Annotated in this window: 23 protein-coding genes; 16 read left to right on the top strand and 7 right to left on the bottom strand. The window is 53.1% G+C overall.

Translation table 11 applies throughout. From position 1 onward, the window contains the following. Positions 1–5: 5 nt before the first annotated feature. Positions 6–662, bottom strand: coding sequence for an alpha/beta fold hydrolase (locus SOJ49_RS07395; RefSeq protein ID WP_369857590.1), 657 nt, complete (start codon positions 660–662; stop codon positions 6–8). A 363-nt stretch (positions 663–1025) separates the two neighbouring features. On the opposite strand from SOJ49_RS07395, the gene ccoN reads away from it, so the two are divergent. From ccoN to ttcA, 11 genes are all read left to right on the top strand, one after another. Continuing rightward, positions 1026–2459 (top strand): cytochrome-c oxidase, cbb3-type subunit I, encoded by a 1434-nt coding sequence (ccoN, locus tag SOJ49_RS07390; protein WP_369857589.1) that lies wholly within the window; start codon positions 1026–1028, stop codon positions 2457–2459. Between the two features lie 15 nt (positions 2460–2474). Further along, positions 2475–3080, top strand: a complete 606-nt coding sequence (ccoO, locus tag SOJ49_RS07385) for a cytochrome-c oxidase, cbb3-type subunit II (protein WP_369858048.1) — start codon at positions 2475–2477, stop codon at positions 3078–3080. A 4-nt stretch (positions 3081–3084) separates the two neighbouring features. After that, positions 3085–3264 (top strand): cbb3-type cytochrome oxidase subunit 3, encoded by a 180-nt coding sequence (locus tag SOJ49_RS07380; RefSeq protein WP_369857588.1) that lies wholly within the window; start codon positions 3085–3087, stop codon positions 3262–3264. A 2-nt stretch (positions 3265–3266) separates the two neighbouring features. After that, the gene (gene ccoP, locus SOJ49_RS07375) at positions 3267–4187 is read left to right on the top strand and encodes a cytochrome-c oxidase, cbb3-type subunit III (RefSeq protein ID WP_369857587.1); all 921 of its coding nucleotides are present in this window, start codon (positions 3267–3269) and stop codon (positions 4185–4187) included. Between the two features lie 218 nt (positions 4188–4405). Next, the gene (gene ccoG / locus SOJ49_RS07370) at positions 4406–5812 is read left to right on the top strand and encodes a cytochrome c oxidase accessory protein CcoG (protein ID WP_369857586.1); all 1407 of its coding nucleotides are present in this window, start codon (positions 4406–4408) and stop codon (positions 5810–5812) included. 224 nt (positions 5813–6036) lie between these two features. Next, positions 6037–6537 carry a FixH family protein gene (locus SOJ49_RS07365; RefSeq protein WP_369857585.1) on the top strand — a complete coding sequence of 167 codons (501 nt, stop codon included), beginning with the start codon at positions 6037–6039 and terminating at the stop codon, positions 6535–6537. Further along, positions 6534–9017, top strand: coding sequence for a heavy metal translocating P-type ATPase (locus SOJ49_RS07360; protein WP_369857584.1), 2484 nt, complete (start codon positions 6534–6536; stop codon positions 9015–9017). The genes SOJ49_RS07365 and SOJ49_RS07360 overlap by 4 nt, the downstream gene beginning before the upstream one ends. A gap of 46 nt (positions 9018–9063) precedes the next feature. Continuing rightward, on the top strand, positions 9064–9300 hold the full coding sequence (gene ccoS, locus SOJ49_RS07355) for a cbb3-type cytochrome oxidase assembly protein CcoS (protein ID WP_369857583.1): 237 nt from the start codon (positions 9064–9066) through the stop codon (positions 9298–9300). Further along, on the top strand, positions 9297–9953 hold the full coding sequence (locus tag SOJ49_RS07350; protein ID WP_369857582.1) for a sulfite exporter TauE/SafE family protein: 657 nt from the start codon (positions 9297–9299) through the stop codon (positions 9951–9953). Before ccoS ends, SOJ49_RS07350 begins: the two co-directional genes overlap by 4 nt. Positions 9954–10073: 120 nt before the next feature. Further along, the gene (gene fnr, locus SOJ49_RS07345; RefSeq protein ID WP_369857581.1) at positions 10074–10844 is read left to right on the top strand and encodes a fumarate/nitrate reduction transcriptional regulator Fnr; all 771 of its coding nucleotides are present in this window, start codon (positions 10074–10076) and stop codon (positions 10842–10844) included. A 258-nt stretch (positions 10845–11102) separates the two neighbouring features. Continuing rightward, positions 11103–11954 carry a tRNA 2-thiocytidine(32) synthetase TtcA gene (gene ttcA, locus SOJ49_RS07340; protein ID WP_369857580.1) on the top strand — a complete coding sequence of 284 codons (852 nt, stop codon included), beginning with the start codon at positions 11103–11105 and terminating at the stop codon, positions 11952–11954. Positions 11955–12027: 73 nt separating this feature from the next. Here ttcA and SOJ49_RS07335 read toward each other — a convergent pair whose 3' ends face one another. Together SOJ49_RS07335 and greB are read right to left on the bottom strand one after the other, a co-directional pair. Then, a complete protein-coding gene (locus SOJ49_RS07335) occupies positions 12028–12519 on the bottom strand; it encodes a hypothetical protein (protein WP_369857579.1) in 492 nt (163 codons plus the stop codon). A gap of 33 nt (positions 12520–12552) precedes the next feature. Then, positions 12553–13131: a transcription elongation factor GreB gene (gene greB, locus SOJ49_RS07330; protein WP_369857578.1), complete on the bottom strand. Its 579-nt coding sequence runs from the start codon at positions 13129–13131 to the stop codon at positions 12553–12555. 175 nt (positions 13132–13306) lie between these two features. Between greB and SOJ49_RS07325 the strand changes: the two genes are divergently transcribed. From SOJ49_RS07325 to SOJ49_RS07315, 3 genes are all read left to right on the top strand, one after another. After that, positions 13307–13588, top strand: coding sequence for a PGPGW domain-containing protein (locus tag SOJ49_RS07325; protein WP_369857577.1), 282 nt, complete (start codon positions 13307–13309; stop codon positions 13586–13588). Between the two features lie 37 nt (positions 13589–13625). Continuing rightward, entirely contained in the window at positions 13626–14234 is a 609-nt protein-coding gene (locus tag SOJ49_RS07320; protein ID WP_369857576.1) for a DNA-J related domain-containing protein, read from the top strand. A 136-nt stretch (positions 14235–14370) separates the two neighbouring features. Further along, a complete protein-coding gene (locus SOJ49_RS07315) occupies positions 14371–15402 on the top strand; it encodes a polysaccharide deacetylase family protein (RefSeq protein WP_369857575.1) in 1032 nt (343 codons plus the stop codon). Here the strand turns inward: SOJ49_RS07315 and SOJ49_RS07310 are convergent. Continuing rightward, complete coding sequence (locus SOJ49_RS07310; protein ID WP_369857574.1) at positions 15377–16084, bottom strand: M48 family metallopeptidase; 708 nt, start codon at positions 16082–16084, stop codon at positions 15377–15379. The genes SOJ49_RS07315 and SOJ49_RS07310 overlap by 26 nt on opposite strands. A gap of 39 nt (positions 16085–16123) precedes the next feature. On the opposite strand from SOJ49_RS07310, the gene SOJ49_RS07305 reads away from it, so the two are divergent. Then, positions 16124–16699: a YecA family protein gene (locus SOJ49_RS07305; protein WP_369857573.1), complete on the top strand. Its 576-nt coding sequence runs from the start codon at positions 16124–16126 to the stop codon at positions 16697–16699. Between the two features lie 112 nt (positions 16700–16811). Here the strand turns inward: SOJ49_RS07305 and SOJ49_RS07300 are convergent, their stop codons facing one another. Then, positions 16812–18176, bottom strand: coding sequence for a substrate-binding domain-containing protein (locus tag SOJ49_RS07300; RefSeq protein ID WP_369857572.1), 1365 nt, complete (start codon positions 18174–18176; stop codon positions 16812–16814). 366 nt (positions 18177–18542) lie between these two features. Beyond that, the gene (locus tag SOJ49_RS07295) at positions 18543–18842 is read right to left on the bottom strand and encodes a BolA family protein (RefSeq protein WP_369857571.1); all 300 of its coding nucleotides are present in this window, start codon (positions 18840–18842) and stop codon (positions 18543–18545) included. 98 nt (positions 18843–18940) lie between these two features. Here SOJ49_RS07295 and SOJ49_RS07290 point away from each other — a divergent pair, with 98 nt between their 5' ends. Further along, positions 18941–19522, top strand: a complete 582-nt coding sequence (locus SOJ49_RS07290) for a hypothetical protein (protein ID WP_369857570.1) — start codon at positions 18941–18943, stop codon at positions 19520–19522. A 118-nt stretch (positions 19523–19640) separates the two neighbouring features. Here the strand turns inward: SOJ49_RS07290 and SOJ49_RS07285 are convergent, their stop codons facing one another. Further along, positions 19641–19832, bottom strand: a complete 192-nt coding sequence (locus SOJ49_RS07285) for a hypothetical protein (protein WP_303434601.1) — start codon at positions 19830–19832, stop codon at positions 19641–19643. Positions 19833–19951 lie beyond the last annotated feature (119 nt).

Here is a 19951-nt window from a genome sequence, read left to right as displayed (position 1 = left end):
CAGACTCAGACGCTACTCAGCCAACGATGCTGCAGCCACTTCACCGCAGCATCCAGGGCTTCATCCAGCAACAATTCGCGGGTTTTACCAGAACGTTTTGTCGGTTGAAAGTCGTGATCACCGCTGTCCAGCCAGAGCAATTCAATCTCATCAGACCAGTGCCTCTCGCCAAATAATGCCGAGATCTCAGCCTGCTTGCCAAACGGATCCCTGCTGCCTTGTAAAATCATCAATGGCACAGAGATACGGTCAAAATGCTCGACTCTGAGCGTGTGTTCCTTGCCGGGTGGATGAAAGGGATAGCCCAATACAATAACCCCGGACAAATTAGCCGGAGCCAGGCCCGGCAACGCCAGCATCGAGGCAACGCGTCCACCCATTGACTTGCCAACGATCACCACCGGCTTCTCCATCGCACGAACAGCCTCACCCAATTCCTCCACCAAACGATCAACCGGCGGTGGCGGGCGACGTTTTCCAGACACCCGCGACTGGGCCATATAATTAAATTCCACCCCGGTTACGGTAACGCCCCTGGCCTCGAATCCCTCTCTTGCCGCGACCAGAAAATCCGAATCAAGACCCGCACCGGCACCGTGAACCAGTATAATGTCAGGATTCTGGTGATTGGCTTCTGTCTGAAAACAAATTTTCTCTGTCATTTGGTGTTACCACTTTGGTCGCAATTTGCGCTTTTCAAGCGCTCGATTTATGTCGTTTTTGGCTTCATTGCGTTAGGTCAAGGTCAACAAAGACGTCAGCCTTATGATAACCATCACCGCTACAAACACCGGATTACCGGTATTTATAACGGAAAACAGCCCGAATAACAGTCGAGTAAGGCATATCACTTATTGATATTAATTCTCAATTACAATGGGCAAACAGGATGCATTCCCCGAATGCTATATCCCTGAAATATCAGGCAGTTGCCGGACGTTTATTTGCAAAGCGGCAATAACCGCCCGATAATGTGTCGCCAAAATTTAGAACCCTCAATCCCACGCTGTTATTGGAATCCAATCATGAGCACAGCAATCGACCATCCCGAATACAACTACAAGGTGGTAAGACAATTTGCCATCATGACAGTTGTGTGGGGCATAGTTGGCATGACAGCCGGTGTATTCATCGCTGCCCAGCTGGCATGGCCCGCACTCAACTTTGATACCCCATGGCTGTCTTTCGGACGCTTGCGCCCGCTGCACACCAACGCGGTTATTTTTGCATTCGGCGGTAGCGCCCTGTTTGCAAGCTCCTACTACATTGTGCAGCGTACCTGCCGTACCCGTCTGTTCTCGGACACACTGGCCAGTTTCACTTTCTGGGGCTGGAACACGGTCATTGTGCTGGCAGCCATTACCCTGCCAATGGGCTTGACTTCCACCAAGGAATACGCCGAACTGGAATGGCCAATTGATATTCTGGTTGCCATTGTCTGGGTTGCCTATGTGGTGAACTTCCTTGGTACGCTGGCTATCCGCAAGGAAACGCACATCTACGTGGCCAACTGGTTCTTTGCCGCCTTCATGATCATGATCGCGATTCTGTATATTGGTAACAACCTGGCGATCCCGGTTTCCCTGACCAAATCCTACTCTATCTACGCGGGCACGATTGACGCCATGGTGCAGTGGTGGTGGGGTCATAACGCTGTCGGTTTCTTCCTTACAGCAGGCTTCCTCGGCATCATGTACTACTTCGTTCCCAAGCAAGCTGGCCGCCCGGTGTATTCCTACCGTCTGTCCATCGTGCATTTCTGGGCACTGATTTCGATCTACGTCTGGGCTGGTGCTCACCATCTGCATTACTCTGCTCTGCCAGACTGGGCACAAACCTCCGGCATGGTAATGTCGCTGATTCTGCTGGCTCCCAGCTGGGGCGGTATGATTAACGGTATGATGACGCTGTCTGGTGCCTGGCACAAACTGCGTACCGACCCGATCCTGCGCTTCCTGGTGGTCTCCCTGTCGTTCTACGGCATGTCGACCTTTGAAGGCCCGATGATGGCCATCAAGACCGTTAACGCCCTCTCCCACGATACTGACTGGACTATTGGCCACGTACACTCCGGTGCACTGGGCTGGGTTGCCATGGTCTCTATCGGTGCCATGTACCACCTGATTCCGATCATGTTCGGCCGCAAAGCGGGCGAAATGCACTCCATTGCGTTGATTAATGCTCACTTCTGGCTGGCCACCATTGGCACCGTATTCTACATCGTTGCGATGTGGGTTAACGGCATCATGCAGGGCTTGATGTGGCGCGCGGTCAACCCGGACGGCACGCTGACCTACAGCTTTGTTGAATCCGTCTCGGCCTCACATCCCGGATATGTTGGTCGTGTTATCGGCGGCGCACTGTTCCTGACGGGCATGCTGATCATGGCTTACAACGTCTACATGACCGTGCGTGCGGCCAAGAAAGACATTGCCGCCACGGCAACCGCTCAGGCGTAAGGAGTTATTGAGATGATTAAGCACGACACTATCGAAAAAAGTATGCCATTAATGGTGGTACTGATCGTCATCGCTCTTAGCTGGGGTGGGCTGGTAGAAATTGTGCCGCTCTTCTTCGCCAAGGACACCAACACGCCAGTTGAAGGCTTGATGCCATTAAAGGCGCTGCAGCTGGAAGGCCGTGATATCTACATTCGCGAAGGTTGCCATGTATGTCACACCCAGATGGTACGTCCATTCCGCGCCGAGACCGAACGTTACGGGCCTTACTCTGTGGCGGGCGAATCCGTGTACGAACACCCGTTCCTGTGGGGCTCCAAGCGTACCGGTCCGGATTTGGCTCGTGTCGGTGGCCGTTACTCCAACGAATGGCACCGGGCGCACCTGTATAACCCGCGTGACGTTGTGCCTGAATCCATCATGCCGTCCTACCCCTGGTTGTTTGAAGACAAGGTAGATGGTCGTGATACACCGAAAAAGATGAAAGCCCTGCGCATGGTCGGCGTGCCATACACAGATGACGACATCGAAGGTGCCAAAGCGGCCGTTGATGGCAAACCCGAAATCGAAGCTCTGGTTGCGTACCTGCAACAGTTGGGCACAGTGATCACTAAACGGTAATCCCATGGATATTAACGACGTGCGCGGGCTGGGTTCGATCTTCGCTCTGATAGCGATGCTGGCAATCTTCTGGTGGGCCTATGGCTCCAGTCGCAGGAAACGTTTCGAAGACGATGGGGATATTCCATTTCTTGATGACGATGATGGCCTCCCCAAGCACGGCGATAAAGATCGGAGCAAGTAATTATGTTAAGTACTTTCTGGCAAGTATGGGTTTCCGTCATTGTACTGGGATCCATTATTGGCTGTGGTGTGCTGATCATGTACACCAGTCGCGGTATGCGCAAAGAAGAAACCGACCAGACCACCGGTCACAGCTATGATGGCATTGAAGAAATTGACAACCCGCTGCCACGCTGGTGGGTGTTCATGTTCTGGGGCACCATTATTTTTGGCCTCGGCTATCTGGCTTCTTTTGGTCTGGGCAACTACCAGGGATTCCTGACCGTTACCGTAGACGGCAAGGAAGTTCCCTGGAGCCAGACCAATCAGTGGAAAGCGGAAGTCCAGGCGTTCGACCAGGAAATCGCACCTCTTTATGCCCAGTACTCCTCAACTCCGGTTGCTGAGCTGATTCATAACGATGATGCGTTACAAACTGGTCAGCGCCTGTTCAAAAGTAACTGCTCGGTCTGCCACGGCAGCGGTGCCAAAGGTGCGCTTGGCTTCCCTAATCTGACGGACAAAGACTGGTTGTATGGCGGTGCTCCGGCACAGATCGTCCAGACCATTACCAACGGTCGTCAGGGTGCCATGCCGGCTTGGGGTGCCATTCTGGGTGATGAAGGCATTAACCAGATGGTGAACTATGTTCGCAGCTTGTCTGGCCTGAAGCACGATGCCACTCTGGCAGAGGAAGCAGCGCCCAAGTTCTTGCAAAACTGTGCCATTTGTCACGGTGCCAACGGCAAGGGTAACCAGATGATGGGCGCCCCTAACATGACCGATGAAACCTGGTTGTACGGCGGCTCCAGCAAGCAGATCGAAATGACTCTGCGTTATGGCCGCAGCGGTAAAATGCCTGCCCATAAGGAAATCCTTGGTGCTAATGCTGACGCCAAGATTCACCTGCTGGCCACGTACGTTTACTCATTGTCCAACAAGTGATGTCATGATTGCCTCAGCCAACCGCTCGCATAACCACAATGTTGAGCTGCGGCAATGAACGGGGAAAAAGCGGCCAATGGCCGCTTTTTTTCGATATATCAACTGCGTACGAACTATATAATCACAGCATTATATAGATCCGCTGACGATCCGAAGGTGCCTTTTGGGCCCCCACCCGCTACGCCAGCCAACACAAGCAAACAAGGTGATTAGCTGTCATGAGTAACATCCCTGTCAAAGACGTCACACCCAAGTCCGAGAGCATGTACGCCAAGCGTGAAAAAATATATGTACGAGAAATTATCGGTTTCTTTCAGAAACTGAGAACCTATTCATTGTGGGCACTCATGCTGGGTTACTACGGCACGGTATGGATTAACTGGGGTGGTCGCCAGGCCGTCTACTTTGATCTACCAGCTCGCCAGTTCAATATTTTTGGTGTCACTTTCTGGCCTCAGGATTTTATTCTGCTGTCATTCGCGCTGATTATTGCCGCCTTTGGACTGTTCACGATTACCAACCTCGCAGGCCGGGTCTGGTGTGGCTACACCTGTCCCCAATCAGCCTGGTCATTCCTGTTTATGTGGATCGAAGAACGCGTGGAAGGCAGCCGCAATCAACGCATCAAGATGGACAAGGAAAACATATCCACCAGCACACTGCGCAAAAAAGCCCTCAAACATACCCTGTGGCTATTTGTCGCACTCGCAACCGGGGTCACCTTTGTTGGCTACTTCTCTCCCATTCGTGAGTTGATCCCGGATATGTTTTCGGCTGCACTGAATGGCTGGGAGATTTTCTGGATTGCTTTTTTCACCTTGGCTACTTACATCAATGCTGGCTGGATGCGTGAGCAAGTGTGTATTTACATGTGCCCTTATGCCCGTTTCCAATCGGTAATGTACGATGCCGACACGTTAGCGGTTTCCTACGACATTAATCGCGGTGAGCCGCGCGGAAAACGCAGTAAAAAAGCCAAGCAGGAAACTGATACGACCCAACTGGGTGATTGTGTCGACTGCTCACTGTGTGTCCAGGTATGTCCAACCGGCATTGATATTCGGGACGGCCTGCAATACCAATGTATCGGCTGCGCCCTCTGTATCGATGCCTGCGACTCTATTATGGATAAGCTGAACAAACCCAAGGGGTTGATCCGTTACACCACAGAAAACGAACTGGAAGGCAAGCAAACCCACCTGATGCGCCCCAGACTGCTGGGCTATGCCTTTATGCTGCTGGTTATGCTGTCTGCTTTTGTTTATGCCATTGCCAGCCGGGTTCCTTTCGAGCTGGATATCGAACGGGATCGCGGCAGTCTCTATCGGGTCACACCCAACGATACTGTCACCAACAGCTATACCCTGAAAATGATGAATATGTCGCAACAACCCCGAACCTACCAGCTCAGGGTTGAAGGACTTCCGGCCGTCCATATGGATGCGCCCGAAACCTATGAAATCAGGGTTAATGAACTGCGCGAGATTACGGTCAACCTTGAAATTGACCCGGCGATTGCCAAGCTTCCCTCCAGTAAAACCGACATCGAATTTGTCGTGGTGGATCAGCAGGATGGCAAAGAAGTTGCCCGCGAAGAGAGCCGCTTTATCGCCCCAAGAAACTAGCGAGCCTCATCCCTGCTGTTGCTCAATGTGGGCTAGCGGGGCTAGATTTCAGTGCGCCCCGCGCTCTGCTCTGCATCAAGTCTGCTGACGATGACTTGCCGAGGACTCTAGAGACTCGCCGCCCAAGTGGTTACACTTGGGCGGCATTTTTTCGGGCAGCGGAACCCTGGAGCAATAATAGACCCCAACAGGCCCTGCCAGCAGTCGAGATCCCAGAGAGCACTATGAAATCAGATACCCAGCCTGCCCAACCCTGGTACAAAGAACCCTTAATGTGGCTGATTGTCGGAATTCCGGCCGTCACCGTTTGCTGGGGTATGGTCATGATTACCCTCGCAGTCAGCACCAAGGATTCGCTGGTAAGCGACAGTTATTACAAGGATGGCGTCAGCTATACCGAAAATATCGAAATGGACCAACACGCGGCGCGTCTGAACATCCGCAGCAGCCTGGTGTTTACCAACCACGAAGCGCGCCTGACACTGGAAGGACAGCTGGATAAAGAACCGGATGCACTGTTGCTAAAACTGATTCATCCGACTCTGCAGGATCAGGATCTCGACGTCATACTGCAGCGGATAGAGCCAGGTCTCTACGTCGGAGCTGCCGAAATAAAGCTACCTGCCCGCCGCTACTTGTGGTTACAAAGTCCTGATCAGGGCTGGCGAATACGCTCGACAGAACGACTGGAAGACAGCAAGGTTGTGCAATTAAACGCCCAATGACACGGCATTCCAATACCAGCCAGTGTTTTCATTGCGGTGAAAATGTCAGCCAGTCGACAGCAGAACGCTGGTCAGCCCTGATCGACGGCCAGTCACAACCGATGTGCTGTCCGGGTTGCAAGGCCATTGCCGAAACCATCGTCGCCAGTGGTCTGAAAGACTATTACAAGCACCGCACCGCACTGCCAGAACTGTCTCCGGCTGAGCTCGATGATGATGCACTGCAAGCCCGGGATTCGCTGACCTTGTACGACAGCGAGGCGATGCAGCGGCGTTTTGTTGCGCGGCTGGACAACGGTATGGCAGAGGCAACCCTGGTGATCGATGGCATCAGCTGCGCCGCCTGTGCCTGGTTGATAGAACATCGCCTCAATGCCTTACCGGGTGTCGATCAGGCCGTTCTCAACCTCTCCAATCACCGCCTGGTTGTACGCTGGATAGCGGAGCAACTGCCGGTTTCCAGTCTGATCGAACAAATCTACCGCCTCGGCTACCGCGCCTCGCCTTTTTCTGCCACCGTCGCCGAACAGCAACGCAATGACGAAGGTAAACGCAGCATCCGCCGTCTCGCCGTCGCGGGTATCGGCATGATGCAAGTGATGATGCTGGCGGTGCCGCTCTACGTTGGTATGGCCCAGCAATACGAAATTTTTATGCGTCTGGCGTCCATGCTGCTGACGCTGCCGGTTGTGCTATACGCTGCCCTGCCGTTTTTTGAAGCGGCCATCCGCGATTTGAAAGTCCGCCATCTGACCATGGACGTACCGGTATCCCTGGCCATTATTCTGGCCTTCTGCGCCAGCATCTGGAGCACATTCAACCAGGGGAAGGAGGTCTACTTCGACTCGGTTTGCATGTTCACGTTCTTTTTGCTGCTGGGGCGATTTCTGGAAATGCGCGCCCGCCACCGCATGGGGAAATCCGGCAACAACCTGCTGACCTTGCTGCCCAATGTCGCCTTGCGGCTGAGCGACGATACCCCGACAGCCACCGAAACGGTGATCGCCAGTGAAGAGGTCAAGCCAGGGGATTTGTTGCTGATCAAACCGGGACAGGCGATTCCGGCCGATGGCATTGTTGTCAATGGCCAGAGTTCCGTCGACGAAGCAGCACTGACCGGAGAATACCTGCCGGTTACCAAACGCCATCAGGATCATCTGATTGGCGGCACTATCAATATCGAAAGCCCGATCACCATGAAAGTAACCGCAACCGGTGCAGAAGCCCAACTGTCGACCATTGTGCGCCTAATGGACAGAGCACAGCAGGAAAAGCCCAAGATTGCCCTGATCGCCGACCGTGTTGCCAGCCACTTTGTTGCCGCCGTTTTGCTGATTGCTTCGGGTGTGTTGCTGTTCTGGTGGTGGCAAGGTAATGATCACGCGTTTTTTATTGCCTTGTCTGTGCTGGTTGTCACCTGCCCCTGCGCCCTGTCGCTGGCGACACCTACTGCCCTGACCGCTGCGACCGGCGCCCTGCGGGAAGCCGGTTTGCTGATCAGCAAGGGCCATGTACTGGAATCTCTGCCAACCATAGATCGGGTTGTCTTCGACAAGACCGGCACTCTCACCCAGGGCAAACTCACCATTGAAGACGTGGTATTGGCAGGTGACCTGGATAGAGAAAGCATCCTCGCCGTTGCTGCCGGTCTGGAAAAGTCCAGCAGCCACCCGATTGCACGCGCCTTTCGCCGTATTCGTCCCGCCACAGTGAGCGATGTCCAGCAACAGACCGGTGCCGGTATCTGTGGTTTCTGGCATCCAACGGCAGAACAGTCCCTGCCCGTTCGATTGGGTCGGCCCGATTTTGCTGTGCCAGCCACGGCCAAACCCGATACCAGTCATCTGAATCAGCAGGAGGGACAATGGCTGTTGCTCAGCGTCAATGAGCAAGCCGTTGCCTGGATTCGACTGGGCGACAGCGTCAGAAAATCCGCGACCAGCCTGGTCAGAGGCTTGCACCAACGCCAGATAAAAACGGCGCTGCTCACCGGCGACCCCGGTGCTTCTGGCCAACTGCTGGCAGCACAACTGGGTATCAACGACGTATGGATCGGTTTGTCTCCCGAGCAAAAGTTGCAACAGGTGCGCCTGTGGCAACAGCAGGGAGAACGCGTTTTGATGGTCGGAGATGGCATTAACGATGTGCCGGTACTCGCTGGTGCTGATATTGCGATTGCCGTCAGCGATGCCAGCGACCTGGCCAAAACCAGTGCTGATGCGCTGGTGACCAGCGGACGCCTGGACAGCCTGCTGCAGGCTCTGGACACCGCCAGCCGCACCCGGAAAGTGATATACCAGAATATTGGCTGGGCACTGTTTTACAACCTGCTTGCCCTGCCAGTAGCGGCCGCAGGTTACATTCCCCCCTGGGCGGCAGCCATCGGCATGTCGTTCAGTTCCCTGTTGGTGGTCAGTAACGCCTTGAGGCTGTCCCGGATATCCAAACCGGATGCTGCCGATAGCCACCCACAGACATAATGCCGGGTTATAACGGCACCCATTCGCCCAGCATGACGGACATAACATGGATATTATCTACATACTTGTTCCACTCTCGATCGTCCTGATCAGTATCGCCACCCTGATTTTTTTCTGGGCAGTACGTAGCGGTCAGTTTGATGATCTGGAGTCGCCAGCCCACAAGATTCTCTTTGATGACGACCCTGAGGAAACGACGGCCAGCGCCGAAAAACCGCCGTCAACAACAATCAACCCACCGCCTGCAGCACCAGACGCCACATCACCTGACAAATTGTCGTGATTGAACCACTGTCACTGCTCACCGCATTACTGCTGGGCTTGTTTGGTTCCAGTCATTGCCTGGTCATGTGTGGCGGTATTGCGGCAGCCATTGGCAGTCGCTCACAGCATCAACCGCTATTAACCGCCTTGGCTTTTAATGGCGGACGAATCACCAGCTACGTAGTGGCTGGGCTGATAGTCTCTGTACTTGGCTTATGGCTGCAGCAACTGAATGACCTGCTGACGCTGGTATTACGCACACTGGCTGCCGTGATGCTAATGCTGATGGGACTCTACATCGCGCGCTGGGCAAGCTGGCTGACCCGGATTGAACAGCTCGGTCAGCACCTGTGGCGTCTGCTACAGCCCGCCACCAAACCATTACTGGCACAACAATCAGTCAGCAGCCGCTTTCGTCTCGGATTGCTGTGGGGATGGCTTCCCTGTGGCCTGGTCTACAGTACATTAAGCTGGGTCGCCGCTAATGGCGATCCTCTCAAGGGTGCACTGGCCATGGCCTGTTTCGGACTGGGCACACTGCCTGCCCTGTTTGCCAGCGGCCTCGCCGCCAGCAGCCTCAATCGATTACTCAATCACAACGTCAGCCGTCGCATCGCCGGACTCTTGCTCATCAGTTATGGATTGTGGACCGCAGCGGCCATCTGGCTATAGTCAGCCAACTGTAATACCTTGACCAATGTCTTGACAGTCACCCTGTGAGCTAAGACCATACGAAAACTAATGGAAAACAGTTGTTCCGTTTGTCACGGAAAACCAGACACGGTGAGCTCAATGAAAACAAACCAAGTTGCACATCCTCCCTTGCGCGGCAATCAGCCCCACTGCCAGACTTGCTCCCTGAATGCTCTGTGTCTGCCACTATCGCTCAGCGACAGTGATATGGAGCGGCTTGACGATATTATTCGCCGTGGCCGACCCATCCAGAAAGGCCAGCTGTTATTCCAGCAAGGGGATGAATTCCAGTCGGTATTTGCAGTACGTACTGGTGCCCTGAAAACCTATACCCTGGCCAGCAACGGCGAAGAGCAGATCACCGGCTTTCACCTCGCCAGCGAACTGATTGGGTTAGCCGGTTACGATGCCGGAGATTACCCACTCACCGCCAAGGCACTGGAAACAACCACCGTGTGTGAAATTCCGGTGCACCAGCTGGAAAACCTCACCGACGAATTACCCGATCTGCGTAAACAGCTGATGCGCACCATGGGTAATGAAATTCGCCACGACCAGAACATGATGCTGCTATTAAGCAAAAAGAACGCCGAAGAACGTGTGGCCTCCTTTTTACTGGATATTTCCAACCGCTATGCCCGCCGAGGCTTCAGCGCGACTCACTTCCGGCTGCCCATGTCCAGGGTCGACATCAGCAATTATCTTGGTCTCGCGGTTGAAACCATTAGTCGGGTATTTACCCGCTTTCAGAAAAATGCGCTGATCGAAACCCAAGGCAAGGAAATCATTGTGTTGGACATGAACAGTCTTTATGAGATGGCAGGCCTGAGTGCTCACCTCGAATGCGACGACAAGGCCACCACAGAATAAACCGATCAGTAGCAGCAGGCAGCCCGCAACCGTTCGGCAAAACACCGGACATATGTGGCTGCTACTGCTCCGCAGTATCCCACGTGCACGCTGACTCACGGTTAACAGATTTGACAACCTTCCCTGTCAGTCATAGCTTGGCTGAATCGAACATCCAGCACAGCAACTCTTGCTGACGACAGCCAATCTATTCGCTAGAATTCGCCGCCTGATTTTTAGCCCGTGTTCCATCCCAGAACATCCAGGAGTTTTCCCAGCATGACTGCCGACGTCATCGATCGCAAAGAACGACTCGAATTCAACAAACTGCAAAAACGTTTGCGCCGTCATGTCGGCAAGGCCATCGAAGACTATTGCATGATTGAGGAAGGTGACAAAATCATGGTGTGTCTGTCTGGAGGCAAAGACTCCTACACCATGCTCGACATATTGATGAGCTTGAAGAAAAGCGCCCCGGTTAACTTTGAACTGATCGCAGTCAATATGGATCAGAAACAGCCGGGCTTTCCTGAGCATGTTCTGCCGGAATACCTGAGCAAGCTGGATGTGCCCTTCCATATTGTCGAAAAAGACACCTACAGCGTCGTCATGGACATTATTCCGGAAGGCAAAACTACTTGCGGTCTGTGCTCACGCTTGCGGCGCGGTACCCTGTACGGCTTTGCCGAACACATTGGTGCCAACAAAATTGCCCTCGGACATCACCGCGACGATATTATCGAAACCCTGTTCCTGAATATGTTTTATGGCGGCAAGCTCAAAGCCATGCCACCCAAATTACTCAGCGACGACAAGAAGCATGTACTGATCCGTCCGCTGGCCTACTGCAAGGAAAAGGATATCGAGGCGTTTGCAGCAGCGCGGGAATTTCCGATCATTCCCTGCAACCTCTGTGGGTCGCAGGAAAACATGCAACGTCAAAACGTCAAAAACATGCTGCATGAGTGGGAAAAAATCCAACCAGGCCGCAGTGACAACATCTTCGCAGCCATCTGTAACATAGCCCCCTCACAGCTGGGGGATCTTAACCTGTTCGACTTTGTTAACCTGCAAAAGCAGCAAGACCAGTCACACCTGGCCACGCGGCTGGATATTGTAACGATCGAATAGCGTCTGCCATGCACATACACCAATCACCCGTCTGAGAGTGCGGCCACGACTTGAATGGGTGAAAAACAGCCTGCTAGGGTAAACCACCACTCAGATGCCGGGTAACTGCGAATTGGTAATCTCCGGGCGCACCAACACGAATATCAAGTCGGTAACGTCGTCCGTTGACACTATCCTCTGCCTGGCTTTGCAACAGACAATGGTCTTTTTCGAGCTGTGCCACTGGCATCTCCACAGCAACGTCAAACTCCGTTGCCAATTCCTCAATGCTCCGGGTCGAAATCACCTCAGCCTCACTACCTGCCACACCAAATCGTATCCACTGTAAATACAGGCCGTGACCGGTTGGGCCACGTGTACGGATCACCCGGACATAGCCACTGCCAGACGCCGATTTCCACGGACAAACACTGACCACGGTATCAATCATCACCGGTAGCCGGTAGATCCCGGCAAAATCGCCAGGGCCAAAGGGTGTTTCCGCGACAACCGCTATTGCGACACTCCAGCACCAGCAGGCCACTATCGCTGACACGGATCTTTGTACACTGCCTGATCTGTTCATAAATCCTCCCTGATCATCAGACTAGCAGCTAAATCAGGTCAGCCAGCGATGAGTGACCTCGCCGGGCTTGTTGTCCCACGCCGGTCGTGAATAAGTCACAGAGAGAATGGCATAGGTCTGTTCTCCCTTTGGCAAACGCACAATCACTTCATCATCCACGTACTTGCCAGCCAAACCACGGGCCAGCGGCGCATCCATACTGATATAGCCATGTTTGAGATCGATTTCATCTTCTCCAACCAGGCGATAACGATGAATCGCTTCGTCATCATCCTCCAGTTCAACCCAAGCGCCAAAATACACCCGGTTGAGATCTGCGGGCGGGCGATCAATCACGGTCAAAGCTTCGAGGCGTTTCAATAAAAAACGTACCCGACTGTCGATTTGGCGCAAGCGCCGCTTACCGTAAATATATTCGGCATTTTCTGAGCGATCGCCCAGTTTGGCAGCATCGGAGACTTCCTGAGTCACTTTCGGGCGTTCAATACGCCACAAATACTCGTATTCTGCCCGTAATGCCTGCTCTCCCTCTGGAGTAGAAAGCAAACTGCGTTGCGGCAGAGGTTGTTTGTCCAAAGGGGTTGAAGACGGGGGTTTGGAAGGTGCTTTCATACGAAACTATTGGCTGCATCAAAGTGGTTCAAACGAACATTGAGTGACTGCAAGCAGCCACCGAGTACTCACAAAATGATCACGATTACATGACAGCCAGGCACACAAACAGATTTATTGCGGCCGTCATGATGGAGCAACATCGACATGACACTTTAGCAGGTTACGACTACCGATGGCTGACTTCTCTATGGTTAAACGCAGCGCCAAAATCATGCTTGGAATCCTTCTCGTTATCGCTGGTGTTATTGTCACGCCACTACCTATTCCCTTTGGCCTCATCATGATATTTATCGGTCTGTCGCTGCTGGTCAGCACAGTTCCACGAGTGCGGGAATGGCTACGACGGCAACGGCACCGTTATCAGGAATTTTCCGGCCAGCTTAATGCCATCAAAGGCAAGCTGCCACGCTTTGCCCGCAAACTGATTGAAGACACGGATCCTGAGCGCCCCTGACGCGGCAGCCAGACCACAGCTGTGATATTCTGCCGCCATGCTGAACCTCAAACGCGAACAGATCAATCCACCTGACGAAAGCCTGGATACCCTGCAGCAGCTGCTCTCCTGTCAACTGCAGGATGGCCAGTGTCATACCGAATACCAGCTGATCCAGTGGCTCAAGCAGCCGGTTCCCGGCGTTTTCCAGCACGACGCCCTGTCCGACTCGCTGACCCTGTTTCGTTGTCACTTTCTGGTGATGCACTGTTTGTATCGACTGCGGCTGGAATGGCTCGCCCAGCAGGCTGGCTGGCTGAGTATCGAACCTCTGGGGGTGCAGTTACTGCCCTGGGATACCCGCCAGGCGAGCGATAACCAGCATGTCTGCGAAGCCGATTCGCTGGCACGCTATTACCTGGATCTGACTCACCTCAGTACCGACCGTGAAACCGTCGACAAGCTCTTGCGTGGCATCTGGCAACAAACCCTGACACCCGACCAGCGCCGCAACGACCTGCGCTTGCTGGAGCTGAAAGAAGGGGCCAACGAAGCGGATATTCGACGTCAGTATCGCCGCCTGGCGATGCGTCATCACCCGGATCGTGGCGGTAACGTCAGCCACTTCCAGGCGCTGCTGGCGGCGTATCAACGCTTGACGCTCTGACGATCCACAAAGTACGACTTATGAGAGTACCAACAATTGTACTAATCGTTTGCACTTGAATAACTCACTTGAATAACCACTCGAATAACAACTTGTTGTCATTCGCTCTCTTTTTCTCCAACACGATGAGCGTTTTATGAAGTATCTCGCCTTACTCGGACTGCTGCTGGCTGCCTCAGCCAGATCCGACCTGGTCATTCTGCAATATCACCATGTAGACACGGCAACGCCCGCCACCACCAGTATCAGTCCAGCTGATTTTGAGCGCCACCTGCAGCTGCTGGCGTCCCTCAACAAGACCATCGTTGATCTGCCGCAAGCGATGGCCGCATTACGCCAGGGCAAGTCGCTACCCGACAACGCCGTCGCCATTACCTTCGACGATGCCTATGAATCCATTTATCGCAACGCCTTCCCGAAACTGGCCCGACGCCATTGGCCCTTTACCATTTTTGTTAATCCGAGTGCCGTCGACGCCGAATACGATGGCGTCATCCGCTGGCACCAGTTGCGCGAGATGCAACAACAAGGCGCCACCATTGCGAATCACAGCATGGATCATCCGTATCTGATTCAGCGTCCAAAAAATCTCAGCTTGGACCAATGGCTGACCCAGCAGGTCGAAACCGCCGAACAGCGTATCAAACAGGAAATGGGTCATTCCGACCGCTTGCTGGCTTATCCCTATGGCGAGTATTCACTGGAGATCACCCGGTGGCTCAAAGCCCATGATTATCTGGCCTTTGGCCAGCATTCCGGGGCGGTCTCTAAGGCGTCGCTTTGGCAGGCGATTCCTCGTTTCCCGGCAGCCGGAGACTACTCCGACCCGGACACCCTGAACGACAAGCTGCGAACCCTGGCCATGCCCGTCAATGACAGTTCACAAGTCGATCCGGCACTGGGCCACGAAAACCCGCCGACACTGGTGTTGACGATCGAGTCAGCGGATATCAAACCCGACAGCTTGCGCTGCTTCGCTGGTGGCGAAGGGCAGATCAGCCACCAGACCAGCGTGTCGGGCAAGACCATTACCTTGCAAACCCGTGCTCACCATCCAATTATTCAGGGTCGCAGTCGTTACAACTGTACTGCGCCAAGCATCAGTAAATCCGGCTATTTTTACTGGTATTCCCAGTTATGGATCAACACGAGCGTGGAAAACCGTTGAGATGAAAACGATCCAGTTCCCGTTCCCGCAGCTGACAATCTGACAGGTGCAACGCCAACAAACGCCGAAAGCCGGGGCCATGATCAAAATGGCGGATATGGCAAAGTTCATGGACTACGACCAGTTCAATCAGGTTTTCTGGCATATGGATCAATGCCAGATTCAAATTGATGTAACCCTTGCGTGACAAGCTGCCCCAGCGAGTACGCATTTTTTTGACCCGCAGTACCGGTCTGACGACGCCATACTGTTGAAACCGGGGCCACCAGAAATCCAGCAAGGATTCAAATTTGGCTCGGGCCTGTTGCCTGAGCCATTGTTCCAGGATAGCTTGGCGTTGTACTTCTGTGACTCTTCTTGGGACTTTTAACAGCTCACCACCGATTTCAGGAAAAACAACGTCATCTTCAACCAGCGCCAAGGTGTGACCCAGGAATCTCAGCGCGCTTTCGCTGCGACTCTTGTTGGCCTTCCACTCACGACGACGCTGCACCAGCCACTGTTCGTGACTTTCCAGAAACCGGTTCACCTGAGTCTTGTTGGAGCCCAGCGGAATACGCAGATCGATTTCACCCGCCGGGTTCAGCACCAGTCGCAAACTTTTGCGTTTCATCGCCTGAATATGGAGAACAACCTCCTCTCCATCCAGCGGGACAAGCAATTGTTGTTTGTAGCCTTTCATAAGCCTGCTAGCATTGGCTCCGACTTCAGGAGCGCCGAAATGAATGATCTAAATGATATCCCAGCCATGACCGAGAACGAACTGGAAACCCTCGGGGTTTTGCTGGAAGACGAAGCAGAACGCCAGGACAGCTTCGATTTTTTTGCTGTCCACGGTCTGATTACCGCCTTGCTGACAGGTCCAGTCGAGTTCGATATCCAACGGGTATGGGATTGTGCGTTTGACGAAAAACTGGGCTTCACCAGTGTCGAAAAAGCCACTGTTACCGAGTTACTGGGCAAAATGATTCGTGAAATCCAGGCCTGGCTCGATTCTGGCCAAGATTTCCCCGTGCCAAGCGAACTGACTCTGGCAGATGAAGAAGACGAACCCCCCATCGAAAGCTGGGCCATCGGCTTTATGACTGGCGTTATGCTGCAAGAGGAAGACTGGTACAACCGCGATGAAGAAAATGTCGCCGAAAGTCTGTTCCCAATCATGTATGCATCTGGCCTGTTCGCCGACGAAGAAGAAATGGCCGATATTGATGACGACATCGAATTGTCCGATCAGGTCTGTGGTGGTATTCCGGCGGCCGTCATTGATCTCTACCTGTTTTTCCATAGCCAGAGTTAACGCTACCTCAGCACTGGCAACAGAACAGTATTAGCTTGCAATAACACAAAAAAACCCGGAGCCCTTGCAGGGTTCCGGGTTTTTCTTCGCCGTTCATAACAGACTGGACAGCTCAGGTATTATCCCTGACCCACACCTCGACACGACGATTTTTCATTTTCCCTTCCGCCCGGTTTACCGAGGCAACGGGCAGATATTCGCCATATCCCACCGATAATTTAGGGTAAATACCGTTTCGCACCAGCTCACGACGTACTGCCATCGCACGTAATTTGGACAACAATTTGGAGCGTTTTTCAGTTCGCTTCTTGTCACCAAAGCCGATCAATACCACTTCCGCATCGTTACGACCCTGGTTTTGCAGGTAGTCCACCAGGCGCTCAATGTCTTTCATCGCCTTGTTATCCAGCGATGCGCTGCCTTCACGAAAACGGAAGTTAATGGTCAGACGCTTGGCATCATTGGTGATTTCACGAAAATCCTGGGGTAACTCACCGTAAAACTCAGGTACCACTTCTTTTAATTCCTGCGAGATAAAACCGGAATCCGCAACCACCTGCTGGCCTTCGTTCTTCTGCACAAAATCCATAAATTCAACCACATACGGATTTTCCGGAGCATCGTCCGTATACATAAAAAGACGCCGAGCCAGAGCGTAGTCTTCCGTGGCCACGGTCAACTTGTTCGGTTTCAGCGCTTTGGCACTGCCGTCAGAAACCGCCAGCAATTTTGATTTCCGTACCGACGATAATCCGACAAAACCGATACCACCTTTATCGGCCGCCACCTCATCCGATAGCACCGCGTTCGATTCAAAGCGTTTGGCGGATTCAATCAAGGGTTTTTTACCCAGCACCATGCCCTGGAAACTGTCCCAGGTACCAGAGTTCTCGTCACGGGCATAGACATGGATAGCACCAGGACGACCGCCGACTTGCGACCAGTCTGAATAGCCGCCGGAGAAAATCTCGGAAATTTCTTCCACACTGAGCTCGCCGACAGGATTAGACGGGTTGACAACAATGGCCAGACCGTCAATACCTATGATGTGCTCAGCTGATGGACTGCGCATATCGGCGATGTCTCTCAGCAAATCGGCCTCCTTGCCCTTGATTGGACGAGAAGCCGCCGCTATGTCCGCAGCACCATTGGCAATCCCTTTAAAGCCAGTACTGGAACCGTGCGCAGCAATAGCGACTGTCAGGCGGGTACCGGTATCGGGCAAGAATCCGCTGACAACCTGCTCATTACTGACAAGCGTACTACGAATCTGGACGTCTTTAGCGCCTTTCTCTTCGAGGTATTTTCTGACCAGATTAGGACCCAGTTCGGCACCAATGGTGTTGGAACCATGGATAGAAAACAGATGGACTTCGCCATTAGCGGGCAAACCGGTGAAGGGTGGCAAAATCCCTGCGTTGACAGTTGCAAAACACAGCATGGCAAGCAGAGCCAAACAAGTACGAATTGGTGTCATAATTCTGGCTTCAGGTCGAAAGTTCGGCGCGATTGTATGAATATTCAATGACACTTTGGTTACAAGGTTGCCTGATTGACGTTCTGTTTAACGATCCGGCATTTCAGATAAAATCCCTTTCATTTCATAAGGTTAATACACCAAGAAGTCGATTTGATGAAAGCCACCGAGACAATATCTTGAGTAGTGCTTCACGATCACCTGCTCATGATCCCCTGCCCTCGGGGGCGTTCTCAATGATTCGATCGGCCTGTTGAGTGGCAACGGCTTTCAGAACAAGGTAAAGGAACGCTATTGCCTGGTGAATTTTTTATCCACAACAGGCTTCGTTTTATCATTGAGAGCGCCCCTGGGAGACTGTCGGGCTTAGTGCTGCCCCGCGCATTGCGGTGACTCGGGCACTGTTGACTGCTCTTGCCACTCCTGCGGCGAATACAAATGCAACGCCAAGGCATGAACCGGCTTTTGCAATACATCCGCCACCAGGCTGTACACCTGCTGATGTCGGGCCACCAGACGCTTGCCGGTAAATGCCTCGGAAACCAGGATCAATTTATAGTGCGAGTCCATCGCTGGGCCAGCGTGCATGTGACTCTCATTAATCAGCTCAAGATGAACCGGTGACAACGACGTCATCTGTTCAGCAATATACTCTTCTGCATTCATACAAACTCCGGTTACTACGCCTGTGATGTATGCGTATAATCCGCCGCCCCGAGCCGTAACTCAAGTCCAATCCTCCCCAGAGTGACCCGGAGCACTACATGCAAGATACCGATAGCAACAGTACCCAAAGCCTGATCGACAAATATTATCAGGAAGAGCAGGAACGCCGCCTGCAAGAAAAAACCCAGGCTGAAATCAGTGTAAAAATAGAACCTGCCGATCTCGCCATGCTGAATATGATTGCGCGCCGATTTAGCAAAAGCCGCGATGAAATCACCCGAGATGTCATGTCGACCGCACTGATCGACCTGTTCAGCCGCCTTGAATCCGGCGAGCGCAAGCTGCTGGCACGTGATGCCGATGAAGCCACACGCCAACTGGCAGAAGAAATTGCGGAAGAAAATGGCGTAACAGATGTCGATATCAGACAGGGCCAATGGACGACGCATGAAAAAAATATCGTCAAACTGGAACGTAAGCGCGCCAGAGAACAGGAAAAACAGCAAGAATTACTGGCCAGCGCGCAAAAAGTGCTGGATCAAACCGCGACCAGTGCAGTCACCAGCAAAGTGACTGCCACTACGGATACAGATGCAGCTGATGAATCGGAAGAACTTTCTGCAGAGGGCATGAAGCCCTCCAACGAGGCCGAAGCGACATCGGTGTTTTCAGCAGGCTAAACATGCCCGAGCGATGCTTGTTTGCTCGCGCTCCGGCATGTCGCTTTGTCGCTTTGTCTGATTACCCGGACAAAGCGACGAATTTACTCAGCGTCGATTCGACTGCCCGAACGAAGGCTTACTTGCGCCAAAGACGCAGTTCGCGGAATTCACCGGGTCCGGCTTCCATCCACAGCACTTCAGCCTGATCCGAAAAAACAAATTTGTTGCCAACCAGGAAACCGGCGCGACGCCGACCGGATACCGTTGCCGAGGCCTGACGGCCCTGACGCTTGGCACTTCGAGCGAAATCTTCTTGCAAGACATCCATACAATTGTCTCCAACTTGACCAATTCCACAGGAATTTTTCGACCACGGTCAGGTTATCGAGCAAATATGACATTCAAATAACGTCCAATTGCTCACGGGCGGTTGCTCTCACCGGGCCG

It is taken from the genome of Candidatus Thalassolituus haligoni, assembly GCF_041222825.1.
GTDB classification, from domain to species: Bacteria; Pseudomonadota; Gammaproteobacteria; order Pseudomonadales; family Oceanobacteraceae; genus Oceanobacter; species Oceanobacter antarcticus.
The sequence above is the reverse complement of the archived record's forward strand: the minus strand, read 5'-3'. Positions and strand labels throughout refer to the sequence as shown.

Bases quoted from the DNA above. Each gene is read 5' to 3' on its own strand.
- SOJ49_RS07395 (WP_369857590.1), bottom strand. From the start codon at position 662: ATGACAGAGAAAATTTGTTTTCAGACAGAAGCCAATCACCAGAATCCT.
- ccoN (WP_369857589.1), top strand. From the start codon at position 1,026: ATGAGCACAGCAATCGACCATCCCGAATACAACTACAAGGTGGTAAGA.
- SOJ49_RS07380 (WP_369857588.1), top strand. From the start codon at position 3,085: ATGGATATTAACGACGTGCGCGGGCTGGGTTCGATCTTCGCTCTGATA.
- ccoP (WP_369857587.1), top strand. From the start codon at position 3,267: ATGTTAAGTACTTTCTGGCAAGTATGGGTTTCCGTCATTGTACTGGGA.
- ccoG (WP_369857586.1), top strand. From the start codon at position 4,406: ATGAGTAACATCCCTGTCAAAGACGTCACACCCAAGTCCGAGAGCATG.
- SOJ49_RS07365 (WP_369857585.1), top strand. From the start codon at position 6,037: ATGAAATCAGATACCCAGCCTGCCCAACCCTGGTACAAAGAACCCTTA.
- SOJ49_RS07360 (WP_369857584.1), top strand. From the start codon at position 6,534: ATGACACGGCATTCCAATACCAGCCAGTGTTTTCATTGCGGTGAAAAT.
- ccoS (WP_369857583.1), top strand. From the start codon at position 9,064: ATGGATATTATCTACATACTTGTTCCACTCTCGATCGTCCTGATCAGT.
- fnr (WP_369857581.1), top strand. From the start codon at position 10,074: ATGAAAACAAACCAAGTTGCACATCCTCCCTTGCGCGGCAATCAGCCC.
- ttcA (WP_369857580.1), top strand. From the start codon at position 11,103: ATGACTGCCGACGTCATCGATCGCAAAGAACGACTCGAATTCAACAAA.
- SOJ49_RS07335 (WP_369857579.1), bottom strand. From the start codon at position 12,519: ATGAACAGATCAGGCAGTGTACAAAGATCCGTGTCAGCGATAGTGGCC.
- greB (WP_369857578.1), bottom strand. From the start codon at position 13,131: ATGAAAGCACCTTCCAAACCCCCGTCTTCAACCCCTTTGGACAAACAA.
- SOJ49_RS07325 (WP_369857577.1), top strand. From the start codon at position 13,307: ATGGCTGACTTCTCTATGGTTAAACGCAGCGCCAAAATCATGCTTGGA.
- SOJ49_RS07320 (WP_369857576.1), top strand. From the start codon at position 13,626: ATGCTGAACCTCAAACGCGAACAGATCAATCCACCTGACGAAAGCCTG.
- SOJ49_RS07315 (WP_369857575.1), top strand. From the start codon at position 14,371: ATGAAGTATCTCGCCTTACTCGGACTGCTGCTGGCTGCCTCAGCCAGA.
- SOJ49_RS07310 (WP_369857574.1), bottom strand. From the start codon at position 16,084: ATGAAAGGCTACAAACAACAATTGCTTGTCCCGCTGGATGGAGAGGAG.
- SOJ49_RS07305 (WP_369857573.1), top strand. From the start codon at position 16,124: ATGAATGATCTAAATGATATCCCAGCCATGACCGAGAACGAACTGGAA.
- SOJ49_RS07300 (WP_369857572.1), bottom strand. From the start codon at position 18,176: ATGACACCAATTCGTACTTGTTTGGCTCTGCTTGCCATGCTGTGTTTT.
- SOJ49_RS07295 (WP_369857571.1), bottom strand. From the start codon at position 18,842: ATGAATGCAGAAGAGTATATTGCTGAACAGATGACGTCGTTGTCACCG.
- SOJ49_RS07290 (WP_369857570.1), top strand. From the start codon at position 18,941: ATGCAAGATACCGATAGCAACAGTACCCAAAGCCTGATCGACAAATAT.
- SOJ49_RS07285 (WP_303434601.1), bottom strand. From the start codon at position 19,832: ATGGATGTCTTGCAAGAAGATTTCGCTCGAAGTGCCAAGCGTCAGGGC.